This is a genomic window from Acinetobacter sp. AR_0276 (assembly GCF_003000705.1).
In the GTDB taxonomy this organism is placed as follows: domain Bacteria; phylum Pseudomonadota; class Gammaproteobacteria; order Pseudomonadales; family Moraxellaceae; genus Acinetobacter; species Acinetobacter nosocomialis.
This window is the reverse complement of sequence record NZ_PSQO01000004.1, coordinates 974,310-989,798: the sequence shown is the minus strand read 5'-3', so window position 1 is coordinate 989,798 and position 15,489 is coordinate 974,310. Positions and strand designations below refer to the sequence as shown.

At 37.4% G+C, this 15,489-nt stretch carries 14 protein-coding genes and 2 pseudogenes; 7 read left to right on the top strand and 9 right to left on the bottom strand.

The window, feature by feature from the left end; genetic code table 11:
• Positions 1 to 39 precede the first annotated feature (39 nt).
• A complete protein-coding gene (locus tag CSB87_RS05525; RefSeq protein WP_031953211.1) occupies positions 40 to 1,695 on the top strand; it encodes a poly alpha-glucosyltransferase in 1,656 nt (551 codons plus the stop codon).
• Complete coding sequence (locus CSB87_RS05520; protein ID WP_031953209.1) at positions 1,692 to 3,416, top strand: CapA family protein; 1,725 nt, start codon at positions 1,692 to 1,694, stop codon at positions 3,414 to 3,416. The genes CSB87_RS05525 and CSB87_RS05520 overlap by 4 nt, the downstream gene beginning before the upstream one ends.
• Here CSB87_RS05520 and CSB87_RS05515 read toward each other — a convergent pair.
• A complete protein-coding gene (locus CSB87_RS05515; RefSeq protein ID WP_006580506.1) occupies positions 3,413 to 4,129 on the bottom strand; it encodes a hypothetical protein in 717 nt (238 codons plus the stop codon). The genes CSB87_RS05520 and CSB87_RS05515 overlap by 4 nt on opposite strands.
• 79 nt (positions 4,130 to 4,208) lie before the next feature.
• Between CSB87_RS05515 and CSB87_RS05510 the strand changes: the two are divergent.
• A pseudogene (locus tag CSB87_RS05510) lies at positions 4,209 to 4,538 on the top strand (MGMT family protein).
• Positions 4,539 to 4,563: 25 nt separating this feature from the next.
• Entirely contained in the window at positions 4,564 to 5,310 is a 747-nt protein-coding gene (locus tag CSB87_RS05505; RefSeq protein ID WP_004707334.1) for a hypothetical protein, read from the top strand.
• A gap of 37 nt (positions 5,311 to 5,347) precedes the next feature.
• Here the strand turns inward: CSB87_RS05505 and CSB87_RS05500 are convergent, their stop codons facing one another.
• The 3 genes from CSB87_RS05500 to CSB87_RS05490 all read right to left on the bottom strand — a co-directional run bounded on the left by CSB87_RS05500 (position 5,348) and on the right by CSB87_RS05490 (position 7,044).
• Positions 5,348 to 5,785 (bottom strand): universal stress protein, encoded by a 438-nt coding sequence (locus tag CSB87_RS05500; RefSeq protein WP_031953207.1) that lies wholly within the window; start codon positions 5,783 to 5,785, stop codon positions 5,348 to 5,350.
• 122 nt (positions 5,786 to 5,907) lie between these two features.
• Positions 5,908 to 6,540, bottom strand: coding sequence for a CatB-related O-acetyltransferase (locus CSB87_RS05495; RefSeq protein ID WP_031953205.1), 633 nt, complete (start codon positions 6,538 to 6,540; stop codon positions 5,908 to 5,910).
• A 114-nt stretch (positions 6,541 to 6,654) separates the two neighbouring features.
• A complete protein-coding gene (locus CSB87_RS05490; RefSeq protein WP_079377801.1) occupies positions 6,655 to 7,044 on the bottom strand; it encodes a RidA family protein in 390 nt (129 codons plus the stop codon).
• A 139-nt stretch (positions 7,045 to 7,183) separates the two neighbouring features.
• Here CSB87_RS05490 and CSB87_RS05485 point away from each other — a divergent pair.
• Positions 7,184 to 7,781, top strand: a pseudogene (locus CSB87_RS05485) (TetR/AcrR family transcriptional regulator); the annotation flags it as partial.
• Positions 7,782 to 7,850: 69 nt separating this feature from the next.
• On the opposite strand, the gene greA reads toward CSB87_RS05485, so the two are convergent.
• From greA to carA, 3 genes are all read right to left on the bottom strand, one after another.
• Complete coding sequence (gene greA / locus CSB87_RS05480; protein ID WP_031953198.1) at positions 7,851 to 8,327, bottom strand: transcription elongation factor GreA; 477 nt, start codon at positions 8,325 to 8,327, stop codon at positions 7,851 to 7,853.
• Positions 8,328 to 8,414: 87 nt separating this feature from the next.
• Positions 8,415 to 11,645 (bottom strand): carbamoyl-phosphate synthase large subunit, encoded by a 3,231-nt coding sequence (carB, locus tag CSB87_RS05475; RefSeq protein WP_004707343.1) that lies wholly within the window; start codon positions 11,643 to 11,645, stop codon positions 8,415 to 8,417.
• A 14-nt stretch (positions 11,646 to 11,659) separates the two neighbouring features.
• Positions 11,660 to 12,799 carry a glutamine-hydrolyzing carbamoyl-phosphate synthase small subunit gene (gene carA / locus CSB87_RS05470; protein ID WP_000106446.1) on the bottom strand — a complete coding sequence of 380 codons (1,140 nt, stop codon included), beginning with the start codon at positions 12,797 to 12,799 and terminating at the stop codon, positions 11,660 to 11,662.
• Between the two features lie 313 nt (positions 12,800 to 13,112).
• Between carA and CSB87_RS05460 the strand changes: the two genes are divergently transcribed.
• On the top strand, positions 13,113 to 13,700 hold the full coding sequence (locus tag CSB87_RS05460; RefSeq protein ID WP_002048572.1) for a flagellar basal body-associated protein FliL: 588 nt from the start codon (positions 13,113 to 13,115) through the stop codon (positions 13,698 to 13,700).
• A gap of 60 nt (positions 13,701 to 13,760) precedes the next feature.
• Here the strand turns inward: CSB87_RS05460 and CSB87_RS05455 are convergent, their stop codons facing one another.
• Both CSB87_RS05455 and yhbY read right to left on the bottom strand, forming a co-directional pair.
• Entirely contained in the window at positions 13,761 to 14,297 is a 537-nt protein-coding gene (locus CSB87_RS05455; protein ID WP_004707346.1) for a DOMON-like domain-containing protein, read from the bottom strand.
• 14 nt (positions 14,298 to 14,311) lie between these two features.
• The gene (gene yhbY, locus CSB87_RS05450; protein ID WP_000729551.1) at positions 14,312 to 14,635 is read right to left on the bottom strand and encodes a ribosome assembly RNA-binding protein YhbY; all 324 of its coding nucleotides are present in this window, start codon (positions 14,633 to 14,635) and stop codon (positions 14,312 to 14,314) included.
• A 199-nt stretch (positions 14,636 to 14,834) separates the two neighbouring features.
• On the opposite strand from yhbY, the gene rlmE reads away from it, so the two are divergent.
• The gene (rlmE, locus tag CSB87_RS05445) at positions 14,835 to 15,485 is read left to right on the top strand and encodes a 23S rRNA (uridine(2552)-2'-O)-methyltransferase RlmE (protein ID WP_000235573.1); all 651 of its coding nucleotides are present in this window, start codon (positions 14,835 to 14,837) and stop codon (positions 15,483 to 15,485) included.
• Positions 15,486 to 15,489 lie beyond the last annotated feature (4 nt).

Below are 15,489 nucleotides of genomic sequence, written 5' to 3'. Positions count from 1 at the left end.
TTTATAGAACAACAAATAACGGATAGGGGCTTAATTCGAGTGGCGGTATTTTTAGACTTTAAAAGACAACTTAAGCTTTGGTTGGAACATTTCGCTCAGCATGTTCCAGACCTTCCGGAAAAAACAATTTTGTTTATATCATTTGGTCCTAAAGATCAAAGATGTAGTGTGTGGCATACCGAAAAAACAGCTTTTTCACAAGCAACTATACAGTTATTCGATTTTATTAATAGACAGTTTTCTCCAGATCAACTTCCAGACTATATAAAAATTGATGTTGCGTACAATCTAGAAAAACAAAGTTGGAGTCAAATAGAACAACTTGTTCATCATCAATTTCATAATAATCATTACCGCAGAGGAATTGCATTTGATGAAGCATGTTCGGTGGTTTTTCTGGAGCAAGAGATATATGGCAAAGCAATTATTCGAGGTTTGAGTTATGACAAACCTAACTTTTTTGATGAAATCAATCTGAACTATGCAATTAAGCAAAAATATAACGCTACTAAACCACAAATTAGACTACAAGAGCTGCAAGACATTTGGACTTTCGATACCTATGCAACTTTTTATGAAAATGGGCAGTTTATTAATTTAGCAAGCCGTTATGATGCAAATGGTATTAGAGGTATTGCGACCAATAAAAAGCTGCATTTTAGAGAGCTCATTGAGAAAAATGCAGCGTTTTTGCACAGCCAGATTCAAGAAAATGGCAAATTCATTTATGGCTATTTTCCTGCCTTCGATCGAGATATCCGCAACTACAATACTGTACGTCATTGCACATCACTTTATGCACTATTAGAAACTTTCGAATTACAAGATAAACCTGAGTACTGGCCTAAAATTATTGCAGCAATTCAATACGCTCTTACTACTTTCTATAAAGAAAAAGACTCTACAACTGCTTTTATGATTGATGGTAAAGAAGGGGAGTTTGAAATTAAATTAGGTGCAAACGCAGCAGCTATTTTAATGTTAACGAAATATCAGGAAATTACTCAAAAAACAGATTATTTAAAATATGCAGAGAAACTTGCAAATGGTATTTTAAAATTAGTTGATTCAGATGGATTAACTACTCATGTATTAAATTATCCAGACTATGATTTAAAAGAAAAGTTTAGAATCATTTATTATGATGGAGAAGCAGCATTAGCTTTACTCAGGTTGTATCAAATAAATCAGGATAAAAGATTATTAGACACTGTTAAATTAATGTTTGAAAATTTTATTCATAAAAGATATGAAAAATATCATGATCACTGGTTAAGTTATTGTACCAATGAGCTTACAAAAATATGTCCTGAGGAAAAATATTTTATTTTTGGTTTAAATAATTATTTAAAACATTTTATTTTTATTCGAAATAGAAAAACAACATATGCCACTTTATTAGAAATGCTGATGGCAGCCTATAAAATGGTAAATCGTTTAAAAGAGCAAGGCCATAATGCACTTTTTGAACAAGCATATATGTCTGAGTTAAAAAAACTCATTACATTTCGAGCCGAATTTCAAACCACAGGTTTTTTCTATCCGGAAATAGCCATGTATATGGCTCGACCAGACAAAATATTGCATGCTTTTTATGTACGACATGATCGCTTTAGAGTAAGAATTGATGATCAGGAACATAACTTGTCTGGCTACCTTGCTTACGTAAAAGATTTCGAAGGAGGGGAGATATGACCAACCCTCTGTTTGAAATTAAGCTGCTAGCTGCTCTTGATCATGCTCAATTTGAAGAGGCAATTTGGACATTTGAAATTGATGGAGACATTTCTACTTTATTATTGATTGATTATGCATTAGAACAATTCCATAAAAAAAAAGTTCAAGCTGATAAAGTCTATCGGGTTTCTGAACAAAAAAATAAGAAAATTGGTGAACAATATTTGGGTTTAGAAAAAAATGAATCTTATACATTTGCCCAGCTCTTACAATTCTTAATTTTTACTCAGGCAAATGATGTTAAAGAAGCCTTAAGCAATATGCTATTTGATTCCGTTGAGCAAGCTCAATTGATCTTGTCTAAAAGAGCGGAAAACTACAAATTAACTTTAAAAGCACCTAATCAATTAAAAAATCTATTTTTGTTGGTAAAACACATTTATAGCTACCCAGCCGAGCTGAAAAAACTTTTCTTTATTAGAACACTTTCTTTTAAAAATAAATTATATCAACCGATTACGCCTTTGTTTGCTCATCCGCTACTCACTTCGGTTTTATACATCTCACACACCTTTAGACAGATTTATATCACTTATTCCGAACATAACCGGAGCATTGGCTTTTTCTCTTTTTTGGATGATATTCACCGTCTTGAGCATTTGGTTCCTTACTACCATTATTTTCAAGAAGTACATGTCGAGGCAAAAAAATATTCTTCTCAAACAGGCATTATCAATATTCTGGGAGATACCTATTTCGGTGAAATGTACACTGAAAAGCGTAAGTCTAGAGGACAAAAAGATGCTTTACAGCAGTATGGATACCACTATTCATTTGAAAAAATACAGCCATTTTTAGGTAAAAATGACATCAACATCGCTAACTTTGAAGCAGTCTTTTCTTTAGAAAATCAATCGCCGTTAAAAGATAAAAAGCCATTCATTCTAAAAGCCGACGCTAAAAAAACATTAGAAGAGTTTAAGAGCATTCATTTGAATTATTTGGTGTTGGCGAACAATCATCTGAAGGATTATGGTGATGAAGGGTTGGCCCATACATTACAACAGTTGGATCAGGCGAGTATTGCTTATATTGGCGCTGGACTGAACCAAAAAGATGCTCACAATTACTTTGAAATAGCTTTTGAAGCTAAGCACTATGCGATTTTTAATGGTTATTGGCATAGAGACAGTGCTTATCTAGACTATGATTTTTATGCACTAGGGTCAAGAAGTGGAGTAGCTTGTTTAAATGGTGTTTTACTTGAACAAATAATGCGTTATAAGCAGAATCATCCAGAGCGCAAAATTATTGTTATTTGTCATTGGGGTATCGACTTTAAGCCTATTACAAAAGACCAAACTAAACTCGCGACTATTCTTGCTCAAGCAGGAGCTGATCTTATAGTTGGTCATGGCGCTCATACTATTCAGCCAATCCAGATCATCAACCAAAAGCCTGTTGTGTTTGGTATTGGTAATGCTGTGTTTAATAGTGATGGAGAATATGAACAGCAAAATGCTTTGCCATTTGGTTGTATAGCCAAACTCGATTTGGCAAATGACTTACTTCGTCTTTATCCAATTTATACGGATAACTTAAAAACTTTTTGGCAACCGTATCCAGTAGATATTGAAGATTTCTCAAAGGCCAGTACTTATATGACATCTTTACTGACCCATGAGAATTACATGGCATCTCAAGATAACTTGGGGAGATATGTTGAAATTAAATTTTAAGAATATTGTTTATAAGTTGATAAGATGGTTTGAAGCTGTGTTTGAGTAAACCCCAAATTTCTTAAACCGCCACTGCCTAATTTACACTCAGCACTGGCCATAATATTGGTGGGGGTGGTTTTGGTTGCATTAGGTACACACACATGTTTTAAGCCGAAAGCATGGCCCATTTCATGAATACTACCCGCTTGAATGTTGTAATTTAATCGATTCCAGTCTAATAAAATAAAGGGTTTTCCATTATTACGGAATGTACGACTAGTAACATCATCAAATTCTAAGTTTTTTGAATACGCATCGTATATAAAGACTATGACCTCTTTACGTGCTGTTCGTTTAGGAAAGCATGCATTCACACTTGCAGGGATCGAGCCTATAGAAATAGGACGAGCCTGGTTTATTTCATTACCAAGTTCGCAATGCATTTTTGAAAAATCTTGGTAAGAAATATAACGGTTTAATTTGAAATTAAAGATTTTATTGCCTTGGTCATCTAAATAATATGTATTTAAGATGCGGACTTCTTTTCGCATTTGTGTAAGGTTATCAAAGCGTGCAGCAGAAGGATTGTCTGTAGTAAAAACGAAAGTAACTGGAACTACAGGTCTATTATTGGCAGGTTCCTCTGATAAATCTGGCGTTTGTAGAGGAGGGCGGGTCGTACAAGAAACACACAGAAGTGTCCCTGTAATCATCAGTAAGGTTTTTTTCATATTCATCGCAATGTCTCTGCATATTCTTTTAAAGAGATTTAAAGTAAATTTTTATATGATATGAACGATGTCAATTTTTATGGATTCCATTTTGACAACTCAGTATGAACTACATCGACAGATTTTAGAAGTCATTGCTCTAATTCCATATTGAAAAGTAGCAACTTACGGACAAATAGCACGTATGGCAGGGTTACCCAAACACGCCAGATTAGTAGGTTATGTTCTTAAGCATCTTGATGCAGATCATCAAGTTCCTTGGTACCGTGTTATTAACTCACAAGGTAAAATTAGCCTAAGTAAGTTTAATGAAAAAGGTGAAAATGTTCAGCAGTTAAAGCTTGAAGCTGAAGGAGTCTATTTGTTGAATGGCAAAGTGAACTTAAAGCAGTTCGCATGGCAACCTTAAAATTATTAATAGAGAACAAATACAAATGCAGAATTATAAATGGCAGAGTCTAGCCATATTACTACTAGGTTTAACAGTGCAATCGAGTTTTGCAGAGCAGGCTATTTCAGCTCAACCTTTTATAAATGTGAAAGTCTCATCACAAGATATACATTCGATTTGTCAGCAGTTAAGTCATAAATGTAGCGATGAAGCTAAGCTATGGAAAGTCAAAAACACACAAGATCAGACTTATTATTTAATAGATGAAACTCCACAAATTGCTGAAGTTAAAAAGCAAAATAATCAATATACGGTGTTGAATCAGTGGAATTTTAAAAATTATGAACATAGTAATAAAGAGCCACATTCTGATGATTTAGGCCCTAATGGACTCAAAATCTTTCCAGCACTATATCCACTCAATAAAAATGAGCATGCGATAGCAGTGCTAAACACATGGTTTACTGGTTATTCTGGAGGAGGACGCTTTGAGGAAAACGCTGATTTTATTGAGCTTAAGTCTAAAGGGCAGTATCAAGTTGCCTTAAAAGATATTAATTTTTCTTCGAGTAAAATGATTCGGGCATGTTTTTCAGAACGAGAGTATAAGAAGTCACAGCATTGCCATGATGAAACATGGATGACATTAAATATTAGGTTTAAAGATATCGGTCAATCTTACTATTTATGGCAGTTAAATTATAAAAATTATTCTTGGGATGCTTTTAAAAGTAAAAAAACAATAACGGTTGAGCAATCAAGAGAAGACGTTATTCCTTTTAAAAAATAGGTGCCTATCTGGCCGAATTGAGCCAGACAGGCATTTTTTAGCGAACAATTAAAACAGGAATATGGCTTTCACCTAAAACTTTTTGTGCAACACTTCCTAATACAAGTTTTCGTACGCCTGTACGGCCATGAGAGCCCATTATAATCAAGTCAGCATTAAGCTCTTGTGCAGCTTGAATAATTTCTTCATGCACAACGAAACCTTCAAGTAATTTGGTTTCTACGCTAAGACCTTCTTGTAAAAACTGTTGTTTGGCTTGTTCTAAAATATCAAGTAAGTATGTTCTAGTCCGCTCAATTAGTTCATTGGTTTGGCCAGTCTTTACATAAAGATCTGCAATAATTGGATCAAGTACCATGACCTGTACGATAGTAATTTTACTATTTAATGCTTTGCCAAGTTTGATCGCTTCTTTCATAGCGACCATAGATGTTTCAGAACCGTCAATTGGTACAAGAATATGTTGGTATAACATGAGAATGTTCCTTATTGTAATGATGCTTATTTATTCAATACTTTATACTTCTTTTCTTACGATTTAAATTCGGCCACGTAATCATTTATGATTTTTAAACAAGAAAAACTTGAGAATATATTTTACTTATCTCTTAAATTTTCAATATGGATTGTTAAAGCGTCAATATCATCAGTTTGCAAATATTCACGCATTTTTAAAACTTGTTTTTCATCTAAATCATAAAGTTTTAAAGCAAGTAGTTTGTCGATTTGTTCTTGAGGAAAACGGTATTTAATAACTTTTGCCGGAACTCCACCTACAATTGCATAGGGTGGGACATCTTTAGTGACGACAGCTCCAGTTGCAATAACAGCACCTTCACCGATTTTTACACCTTGCATAATCATGGCACGGCTTCCAATCCAACAACCATCTGCAATGATGGTGTCGCCAGCTGCTAAAAAACTGCGGGTATCAAAAGGGAAAGTCGAAATCCAGTCTGGTCTATGAAGCTGATTACCACCCATCATAATCACACACTCAGCGCCAAAACATACAAAATTACCAATATAAAGCTGATCGATTGGTTTATCGGGAGTAGATGGTTTGTCGTGTAAATAGCGTACGACACAGCGTTCAAAACCTTGATCCCAATAGGCTGAGTAGTAAGAGTAATTACCTTTAATATGGATATTCGGATTTTTTACAGTTTTGGAAATAAATTCAAATTCGCACCAATGGCGGACAGGGGAGTTAATTAACTTTTCAGCCATAAGGAATATATAAAAAGGGAATAGGTCATTATACCCAATTGCGATTCAAGCTGAACCAATAATCTTAGTTCAGCTAGTGAATCGAATACTAAAACACGTACTAATTTGTCTTCATTACTTATGAGGAATACGTGCAATGACTTTAATTTCAAAATCAAAACCTGCTAACCAAGTTACGCCAACAGCTGTCCAGTTGGGATAAGGCTTTTGTGTAAAGATTTGATTTTTAACCTTCATAATACTTTCAAACTGCCGTTCGGGATCCGTATGAAAGGTAGTGACATCAATAATATCATCGAAATTGCAACCTGCTGCTTTTAATGTCTCTTCTAAGTTTTTAAAAGCTTGTGTTACCTGTTTTTCAAAATCAGGTACAGGCGAGCCATCTTCAAGGCTACCAACCTGCCCTGAAACAAAGAGTAAATCTTTCGATTGAATTGCGGCTGAATAGCCATGCTGTTCATATAAGGCATGACGATTTTGGGGAAATATTGCAGTTCTCATCAGGTTTGTTCTCCTTCAGTATTTAACTTCTAATCAATAAATGTCGGTTAATTTTCACATACGCCTCGTATGTAAACTTAATTGACATACGAGGCGTATGTCAATTAATATTTTTTGTGATGATTAGCTGGTGAAATATATGTCTGTTCGTGAAAGAAAAATGGCGGAAACCCGCAAAAAACTAATTGAAGTAGCACGTCATGCATTTGCGGAATATGGCTATACCGATACTTCAATGGATAAACTCACGGCCGAGGCAGGATTGACTCGTGGGGCGCTTTATCATCATTTTGGCGATAAGCGTGGTTTATTTGCAGCAGTTGTAGAACAAATTGATTCACAGATGGCCGAATATGCTCAGCAGCATCGAGAGCAGCTTGATGATCTTTGGGAAGGATTACTAGTTGAAGGGCAGACTTATATTCAAAATGCTTTGAAGCCTGAATTTCAGCGTATTGTGCTACGTGATGGCCCTGCAGTGTTGGGTGATCCGGCGCATTGGCCAAGTCAAAATAGATGTTTGCAGTCTACTCGTGAGTGCGTTGAACAGCTTTTGATAGAGGAACGAATTAAAATTGTAGATCCAGAAGCAGCAGCAGTGCTTTTAAATGGTGCTGCCATGAATGCAGCCTTATGGGTGGCTTCTAGTGAATATCCTGAACAGGTACTTCCTGAAGCATTAAATGCTTTTCAAATCTTTGCATCAGGTTTTTTAAAAGACGCATAGTGAATTTTTTACTATTTGTCTTAAATGTAAAAACCCCTCAATTGAGGGGTCTTATAGCCTAAGTATATCTAATTAAAAATTAAAAATATTCTACACTTACAACTTCGTATTCAACTTCGCCTTGAGGAGTGGTAATTTTTACTTCATCACCTTCATTTTTACCCAAAAGGCCACGTGCAATTGGTGAATTTACTGAAATTTTATTGATTTTAAAATCAGCCTCATCATCACCAACAATCTTATAAGTCTTACGTTCTTCAGTATCAAGGTTTTCAATCGTTACCGTAACACCGAATACAACACGACCGTTTTGTTCTAAGTCTTTAACATCGATGACTTGTGCAGCACCCAATTTCCCTTCGATATCTTGGATACGGCCTTCACAGAAACCTTGCTGTTCACGAGCAGCATGGTATTCTGCGTTTTCTTTTAAGTCCCCATGTTCACGTGCTTCAGCAATCGCTTGAGTAATACGTGGACGTTCAACAGATTTCAGATGTTGTAATTCTTTCTCTAAGGCGATTTTACCTTCAGGGGTCATTGGATAACGTTGCATTTCGGTCCCTCTTAAGTTGAGAAAACACAGTTAAAAAAATGAAAAAATCCCGCCACCGATAAGGTGGCGGGACTTATCGGAAAAAAATTAACCTACAGTTAAATCTTGCAAGCGGTATACATCCATTGGCAATTTCACAGCAAAGGCTTGGCAAACTGCTTCTGCACCATTGATAGTCGTTGTGTAATAAACTTTGCCTTGGAGGGCAGCACGACGAATCATTGCAGAATCATATTGAGCTTGTTTGCCTTCAGTAGTGTTGACAATAAGGTGTATTTCACCATTTTTCAAGCGGTCAACAATATGTGGACGTCCTTCAGTTACTTTATTTACAGATTCACATTCCAAACCTGCTTCTTTAAGTACTTTATACGTTCCACCTGTTGCTACCAGTTTGAAGCCATAAGCTACGAACTTTTTAGCGATATCAGCAATATATTTCTTATCAGATTCACGAACAGATAAGAAAGCAATCTTTTCTTCGCCTTCAGTTGGTAGACCAGGTAAACGATCATTCGAACCTAAAACGGCTTTATAGAACGCTTCGCCAAATGTCTTACCAACGCCCATTACTTCACCTGTAGATTTCATCTCAGGCCCAAGCATTGGGTCTACGCCTTGGAACTTAGCAAATGGGAAAACAGCTTCCTTCACAGCAAAGTGAGTTGGAATGATTTCTTTAGTAAAGCCTTGAGATTCAAGAGATTGACCCGCCATACAACGAGCAGCTACTTTTGCTAAAGATTCACCAATACATTTTGATACGAACGGAACAGTACGTGATGCACGTGGGTTTACTTCAAGAACGTAAATATCGTCGCCTTTAACTGCGAACTGAACGTTCATCAAACCAACTACACCAAGTTCTTTCGCCATAGCAACTGTTTGACGACGCATTTCATCCTGTACTTCTTTAGAAAGAGAGTAAGGAGGAATAGAACATGCAGAGTCACCAGAGTGAATACCAGCTTGTTCGATGTGCTGCATGATACCGCCGATTACGACATCTTTACCGTCAGATACGCAGTCAACGTCAACTTCAGTTGCATCATCAAGGAAGTGATCAAGAAGAACAGGCGCTTCATTAGAAGCCTGTACTGCTTCACGAAGGTAACGTTTAAGTTCATCTTCGTTATATACGATTTCCATTGCACGACCACCTAATACATAAGATGGACGAACAACTAACGGATAACCAACTTTCGCAGCTTCAGAGATACCTTCTTCAGCAGATTTTACGATGCTGTTGTTTGGTTGGCGAAGCTGTAAACGTTGAATCATTTGTTGGAAACGTTCACGGTCTTCTGCGCGGTCAATGGCATCTGGAGAAGTACCGATAATAGGAGTACCAGCTTCTTCTAAAGCACGTGCTAACTTAAGTGGAGTCTGACCACCGTATTGTACAATTACACCTTTTGGCTTCTCAGTACGTACGATTTCAAGAACATCTTCAAGTGTTACAGGTTCGAAGTATAAACGGTCAGATGTGTCATAGTCGGTAGAAACAGTTTCAGGGTTACAGTTCACCATGATTGTTTCATAACCGTCTTCACGCATTGCTAAAGCAGCGTGTACACAGCAGTAGTCAAATTCGATACCTTGACCAATACGGTTTGGACCACCACCAATTACCATGATCTTGTCACGGTTTGATGGATTTGCTTCGCACTCTTCATCGTAAGTTGAATACATATATGCTGTACCAGATTCAAACTCTGCAGCACATGTATCAACACGTTTGTAAACTGGATAAACACCCAAGTTCCAACGTTGCTTACGGAATTGCTTTTGAGAAATACCCATAAGGTTCGCAATACGAAGGTCAGATAAACCTTTACGTTTGAACGAACGGATATTTTCAGCAGTTAGATCACCAAAACCTAAAGTTTTTACTTGAGCTTCTGTCTTAACGATATCTTGAATTTGGATCAAGAACCAACGGTCAATCTTAGTTGCTTCAAATACGTCATCTAAAGAGAAACCATGACGGAATGCATCTGCTACGTACCAAATACGCTCAGGACCCGGAACTTTAAGCTCTTTTAAAATGGTTTCTTTTACGTTTGTTGCACCAGCTTCGATTTTTTCATCGAAACCGCTTACGCCAACTTCAAGACCACGTAATGCTTTTTGTACAGATTCTTGGAAGTTACGGCCAATTGCCATGACTTCACCAACAGATTTCATCTGAGTGGTAAGAACTGGTTCTGCTTGTGGGAATTTCTCGAAGTTAAAACGAGGAATCTTCGTTACAACATAGTCGATTGATGGTTCAAAGCTCGCAGGAGTTACGCCGCCAGTGATGTCATTTTTCAATTCATCAAGGGTATAACCAACAGCTAGTTTCGCAGCAATTTTTGCAATCGGGAAACCAGTTGCTTTAGAAGCAAGAGCAGACGAACGAGATACACGAGGGTTCATCTCGATCACAACCATACGGCCGTCTTTCGGGTTAATACCGAACTGAACGTTAGAACCACCTGTCTCAACACCAATTTCACGAAGAACCGCAACTGAAGCATTACGCATCAATTGGTATTCTTTGTCAGTTAATGTTTGAGCTGGTGCTACAGTGATTGAGTCACCTGTGTGAACACCCATTGGGTCAAAGTTTTCGATCGCACATACGATAATACAGTTGTCGTTTTTGTCACGAACAACTTCCATTTCGTATTCTTTCCAGCCAATTAAAGATTCATCAATCAATAACTGGTGAGTAGGAGATAGGTCAAAACCGCGTTCACAAATTTCAAGGAATTCTTCACGGTTATATGCAATACCACCGCCTGAACCACCCATTGTAAATGATGGACGGATAATTACTGGGAAACCAAAGCGAGATTGGATTTCCAATGCTTCTTCCATGGTTTCAGCAATAGCAGCTTTTGGACATTCCAAACCGATTTTGCGCATAGCGATGTCGAAGAGTTTACGGTCTTCAGCTTTTTCAATCGCTTCTTTCGTTGCACCAATAAGTTCTACGTTGTATTTCGCTAATACGCCGTTTTCATCAAGTGCAAGTGCGCAGTTCAATGCAGTTTGTCCACCCATAGTTGGAAGGACTGCATCTGGACGCTCTTTTTCAATGATTTGAGCAACAGTTTGCCAAGTAATTGGCTCAATGTAAGTTGCATCAGCCATTGAAGGGTCAGTCATAATGGTCGCTGGGTTAGAGTTAACCAAAATAACACGGTAACCTTCTTCACGAAGCGCTTTACATGCTTGAGCACCAGAGTAGTCAAACTCACAAGCCTGACCGATAACAATTGGACCAGCACCAATAATTAAGATGCTTTTAATATCCGTACGTTTAGGCATTATTCGCTCCTTAATTACTGTTTAGATGCTTCGATAAGTTCGATGAAATGATCGAACAATGGTGCACAATCATGTGGACCCGGGCTTGCTTCAGGGTGACCTTGGAAGCTGAAAGCTGGTTTGTCAGTACGATGGATACCTTGTAAGGTGCCATCGAACAATGATTTATGCGTTGCTTTTAAGTTAGCCGGTAATGTCTCTGCATCTACAGCAAAACCATGGTTTTGAGAGGTGATCATCACTGTTCCATCTTCAAGATTTTGTACAGGATGGTTCGCACCGTGGTGACCATGATTCATTTTTACAGTTTTTGCACCAGAAGCGAGTGCCAAGATTTGGTGTCCTAAACAGATACCAAATACAGGTAATGTTGTGGTTTCAACAATAGTTTTTACAGCTTCGATAGCGTAATCACAAGCAGCTGGGTCGCCAGGGCCGTTTGAAAGGAATACGCCATCTGGATTAAGTGCTAATACTTTTTCAGCCGGAGTTTCAGCAGGAACAACAGTGAGTTTGCAACCGCGGTCTGCAAGCATACGCAAGATGTTGGTTTTGACACCATAATCGTATGCAACCACGTGGTATTTTAACTCAGGTTGAGTAAAGCCTTTACCTAATACCCATGAACCTTCAGACCATTCAAAGCCTGTTGGATCACAGCACTCTTTTGCAAGGTCTAAACCATTTAAACCACCAAAAGCGCGAGCTTTAGCAATCGCTTCTTCTTCAGTAATATTTTCGCCGGCAAGGATGCAACCATTTTGTGCACCTTTATCACGTAAAATACGAGTAAGTTTACGTGTGTCAATATCAGCAATTGCGACAACATTGTGTGCTTGCAGATATTCACTTAATGATTGCTCAGAACGGAAGTTGCTGTGTAATAGTGGAAGGTCACGAATAATTAAACCATTCGCCCATACTTTATGGATACGACCAGATTCAACGTCTTCTTCGTTGCAACCAGTGTTACCAATATGAGGGTAAGTTAATGTCACAATTTGTTGTGCATAACTTGGGTCAGTCAAAATTTCTTGATAGCCTGTCATGGCTGTGTTAAAAACGACTTCTCCAGTCGTACTTCCCGTTGCGCCGATTGACGTTCCTTTAAAGATCGTTCCATCTGCGAGGGCTAAAATGGCGGGGGTGCTCAAACCAAAGCTCCTGAATTTCGGCTGTAAAAAAGCGAGTAGACCTAAAAAAGATAGGCAATGTTCTAAAAAAACATGCCCCTCCCTATCGGTCTGCCCGCTTGTAACTTAACAGCGCATTATACGCATGGAACCCTAAAAAGTCTATTTATTTTCGATTAAAAAATATAATTCCTTGCTTGCTTTTTGCAAAAAAACTCATCCGCTTGTCTGAAATTGATACTTTTAGCAAATTGTCTAACAATCTGGTGCCTGAAATAAGCCAATTCCACTTATTGTAATACTAGCTAAAAAATAAACAATATGAGGAAATAGCATGAGCAATAATCAAGTTTCAAAAGATATAGCTGAGAATGCTTCGTCTGTAGCAGAGACGGTTAAAGCCGAAGTAACTGAAGCAAAAGAAGCTGTAGCGAAAACAACAACTCGAGCTAAAAAAGCAGTGAGTACAAAAGCAACACAGGTAAAAGAAGTTGTAGCTGAAAAAACAGAACAGGTGAAAGAAGTCGCTCATGAAGCAACTTCGCAAGTTAAAGAAGCTATTGCAGAAACTCAAGAACAAGTTAAAGCTGTAATTACCGAGACTGAAGAAAAAATTGAGGCTGAAACTCAAGAATTGAATCAGAATATTCAAAACCAGTTTGCTCAGATTAAACAAGATATTTTACAACGTCTTGATGTGATTAAAGCTCAGTTCAATACTTCTCAAGAAGGACTAAATGAACTGAAAAATACATTAAAAGCTGAAATTAATGCATTAATTGAAGATTTAACGAAAGTGACTAAAGAACTTAAGGGTGACATTAGTCAAATTTCTTTAAAACATAAAGATTCTTTAAGTGAGAGTTTAAAACGCACTAAAAATAATGCGGTTGAGGCTTGGAACAAAGCAAGAGATCACTAAGAATTGAAGAATAAAATTCAATAAAAAAGCGAGAATTAATTTCTCGCTTTTTTTATTTTTTTAAAACTGATGCAGCCAATCACGTTTATTGTGAAAATCAGCATTTTTGCCACTATGCTGCATTGCATAGTACTGCATACCATCTTTTGTTTTTAAAACAGCAGTTAAACCTAAATAAAGGTTTGCCCATTTCAAACGGTGCTGTTGCATAAACTGACCTAAATCAAGACTTACATTTAAACCATAATGGGTACGCTTGAGATGATTTAGTTCGATATCGTAAGCAACGAGGGGAGGCATGCTTTCTGGATATCGATATTCTTCAAACTGGTAGGTCTGCCATGCTTGAGAAGGGGAAAGGTTAATTTCCCGGTAGAAATCTTCATCATGCACGCCGATAAAAATTTCAAAACAAGTATCTTCCCACAAAAAATCTTGACGAGGATGAGCCGCGACTTCTTGGGGCCAGATAATAAGTTGGTTTGGATCACGAATCCAAAAACCCACATTTAATGTATGCGGGGCTTGCTGTTCAATTGCGCCAACAACAGAAACAGCATGAAAACGATCAAAAGCTGAAAGTTCGTAACTTGCCATAAGTAGTCAATAAGTTAGTTTGCTAAGTGAGCGTGACGAACGAGGTTAGATAAGTGTTGGTTTTGCTTAGCTGCTTTTTTGTAGAGTAAAACGATTTTACCAATTTTCTGCACAGCTTCAGCGCCAGTTGCTTCTACAATTGCATCAATTACAGCTGCACGAGCTTCACGGTCTTCACCAGCAATTTTTACTTTGATGAGTTCATGATCATTTAAAGCACGAAGCGTTTCTTCGATTACAGCATCTGTTAAGCCTTGTCCACCAATCATGACAACCGGATTAAGCACGTGACCAATTTGACGTAAACGTTTACGTTCATGAATAGATAAAGCGGCCATTAAAAATACCTGATTTTAAAAACGACTTAGTATAGCAAAAAACTTAAAATCAAATGTACGAAAAACTGTATAAATAATCGATCAACATTATTGGAAAAAAACTGTAAAAGTTATTGAGATTACGTTACATCCGTACTGTAATGAGAGTAATTTTCACGTACAATGAGCAATCAGAAGTTTTTTTGATATTTAGTGAGTTATGGCAACACGCATCACAAACCAAAAATTGTCTAAAAGTAGTCGTGCGTGGATGAGGGAACATCTAGACGATCCTTTTGTAAAAAAAGCACAAAAGGAAGGATATCGTGCACGAGCAGCCTATAAACTTCTTGAAATTCAAGAAAAATATAAGTTGATCAAGCCAGGCATGACAGTGGTTGATTTGGGAGCAGCTCCTGGGAGTTGGTCGCAAATTGCTGGGAAACTTGTTGGTAGCAAGGGTTTAGTTATTGCTTCCGATATTTTACCTATGGATGCTTTACCGGATGTCACTTTCTTACAAGGCGACTTCAGAGAAGAAGCTGTATTTGAAAAATTGTTAAATATTTTAAACGGAAGACAAGTAGACATTGTAATTTCTGATATGGCCCCCAATACATCAGGTAATAGGGCTGTTGATCAACCTCGACAGATTTACTTGTGTGAACTTGCTTTAGACTTTGCTCAGAAAGTCTTGGGTCCAAATGGACAGTTTGTTGTTAAAGTGTTCCAAGGCGCAGGATTTGATGAGTTTCGTAAACAAGTCGTTGATAGTTTTGATGTGTTAAAAACAGCAAAACCAGCAGCTTCTCGGGCACGATCTAAAGAAGTTTTTTTGGTTGGACAAGGGCGTAAGAAAGCATTGCAATAAAGTT

Excerpts from the sequence above, each read along its gene's own strand:
- CSB87_RS05500 (WP_031953207.1), bottom strand. The coding sequence starts at position 5,785 with ATGTTATACCAACATATTCTTGTACCAATTGACGGTTCTGAAACATCT.
- CSB87_RS05495 (WP_031953205.1), bottom strand. The coding sequence starts at position 6,540 with ATGGCTGAAAAGTTAATTAACTCCCCTGTCCGCCATTGGTGCGAATTT.
- CSB87_RS05490 (WP_079377801.1), bottom strand. The coding sequence starts at position 7,044 with ATGAGAACTGCAATATTTCCCCAAAATCGTCATGCCTTATATGAACAG.
- CSB87_RS05455 (WP_004707346.1), bottom strand. The coding sequence starts at position 14,297 with ATGGCAAGTTACGAACTTTCAGCTTTTGATCGTTTTCATGCTGTTTCT.
- carB (WP_004707343.1), bottom strand. The coding sequence starts at position 11,645 with ATGCCTAAACGTACGGATATTAAAAGCATCTTAATTATTGGTGCTGGT.
- CSB87_RS05520 (WP_031953209.1), top strand. The coding sequence starts at position 1,692 with ATGACCAACCCTCTGTTTGAAATTAAGCTGCTAGCTGCTCTTGATCAT.
- yhbY (WP_000729551.1), bottom strand. The coding sequence starts at position 14,635 with ATGGCCGCTTTATCTATTCATGAACGTAAACGTTTACGTCAAATTGGT.
- CSB87_RS05515 (WP_006580506.1), bottom strand. The coding sequence starts at position 4,129 with ATGAAAAAAACCTTACTGATGATTACAGGGACACTTCTGTGTGTTTCT.
- greA (WP_031953198.1), bottom strand. The coding sequence starts at position 8,327 with ATGCAACGTTATCCAATGACCCCTGAAGGTAAAATCGCCTTAGAGAAA.
- CSB87_RS05505 (WP_004707334.1), top strand. The coding sequence starts at position 4,564 with ATGCAGAATTATAAATGGCAGAGTCTAGCCATATTACTACTAGGTTTA.
- rlmE (WP_000235573.1), top strand. The coding sequence starts at position 14,835 with ATGGCAACACGCATCACAAACCAAAAATTGTCTAAAAGTAGTCGTGCG.
- CSB87_RS05460 (WP_002048572.1), top strand. The coding sequence starts at position 13,113 with ATGAGCAATAATCAAGTTTCAAAAGATATAGCTGAGAATGCTTCGTCT.